At 72.7% G+C, this 1,634-nt stretch carries 2 protein-coding genes; both read left to right on the top strand.

The features are described from left to right. Positions 1–121 precede the first annotated feature (121 nt). Positions 122–1,168 (top strand): LacI family DNA-binding transcriptional regulator, encoded by a 1,047-nt coding sequence (locus tag AB0B48_RS33050; RefSeq protein ID WP_357208568.1) that lies wholly within the window; start codon positions 122–124, stop codon positions 1,166–1,168. Between the two features lie 30 nt (positions 1,169–1,198). Beyond that, a partial coding sequence (locus AB0B48_RS33045) for an alpha-amylase family glycosyl hydrolase (RefSeq protein WP_357208571.1) occupies positions 1,199–1,634 on the top strand: 436 nt, incomplete at its 3' end.

Raw genomic sequence — 1,634 nt, 5'->3', positions numbered from 1 at the left:
CCTCCAGCGCTTCTTCGTGCGTGTTCTGCTCGCCGGCAGCGACACGGGCTGCCCCGCGCGCCCGCCCCCGCCGGCCCCCTCGGGCGGCGGCGGGCGCTCCGGGCACCGAGCGGGGGAAACCGTGACGAGGATCGATGATGTGGCCCGGCTGGCCGGAGTCTCCACGGCCACCGTCTCGCGGGCGCTACGCGGACTACCGACGGTCTCGGCCGCCACCCGGCGGCGGGTGCTCGCCGCCGCCGAGCAACTCGACTACGAGGTCTCGCCGAGCGCGTCCCGGCTCGCCGGGGGCCGGACCGGCACGGTAGCGGTGGTGGTCCCCCGGATCACCCGCTGGTTCTTCAGCACTGTCGTCGAGGCGGTCGAGGAGTACCTCCACCAGTCCGGCTACGACCTGCTGCTCTACAACCTGGGCGGCCGGGAGCAGGTCCGCCAGCGGGTCCTGCGGACGGCCAACCTGCACAAACGGGTGGACGCCATGATGCTGGTCGCCACACCGCTGCGTCCGGCCGACCTGACCGCGCTGGCCACGCTGGAACTGCCCGGTGTCACCATCAGCTCGGGCAGCAGAGTGCCCAACTGGCCGTGCGTACGGATCGACGACGTGGCGGCCGCGCGGGTCGCGACCAAGCATCTGATCGACCTCGGCCATCACCGGATCGCCCACATCTCCGGCGACCCGGACGACGAGTTGGCCTTCACCACCCACCTCGACCGACGCCGGGGTTACCAGACGGCACTGCGCTCCGCCGGCCTGCGACCCGATCCCACCCTGGACATCGAGTCCACCTTCACCATCGACGGTGGCAACCGGGCCACCGCCGAGTTGCTGGCCCGCGGCGAGCCACCGACAGCGATCGTCGCCGCCTGCGACGAGATGGCGATGGGCGCGATGACCGCCCTGCGCGACGTCGGGCTGCGGGTGCCGCAGGACGTCAGCGTGGTCGGCATCGACGACCACGACCTGGCCGGTGTGCTCGGGCTCAGCACCGTCGCCCAGCCCGCTGCCGAGCAGGGCCGGCTGGCCGCCCAGATGTTGCTCGACCCGCTCGGGGCCCGGCCTCCGGGGCCCATCGTCAGTCAACCGGGTGCCGGTTGCGACACTCCGGTGGTCCTGCCCACCCGGTTGGTGGTCCGGGACTCGACGGCACCACCCCGGGCACACTGAAGTCCACACACCGCAACACAGGAGACGACCCTGAACACCGACCCGACGCAGCAGACCCCCTCCGGTCCCCCGGCCACCGGCTGGTGGACCGAGGCCGCCATCTACCAGATCTACCCCCGCTCGTTCGCCGACTCGGACGGGGACGGAATCGGTGACCTGCCCGGCATCACCGCCCGCCTCGACCACCTGGTCGAGCTGGGCGTGGACGCGGTGTGGCTCTCCCCCTTCTACCCCTCGCCGCAGGCCGACGCCGGCTACGACGTGGCCGACTACCGCGACATCGACCCGCTGTTCGGCACCCTCGCCGACGCGGACAAGCTGATCGCCGAGGCCCGGGCCCGCAACCTGCGGGTGATCGTCGACCTGGTTCCGAACCACACCTCGTCGGCGCACCGCTGGTTCCAGGCCGCGGGGGCGGCCGCCCCCCGGACCGCCGGAACGTGGGCGGACGTGTTACGGGTCGGGC

It is taken from the genome of Micromonospora sp. NPDC049089 (genome assembly GCF_040648775.1).
Taxonomy (GTDB): domain Bacteria; phylum Actinomycetota; class Actinomycetes; order Mycobacteriales; family Micromonosporaceae; genus Micromonospora.
The sequence above is the reverse complement of the archived record's forward strand: the minus strand, read 5'-3'. Positions and strand labels throughout refer to the sequence as shown.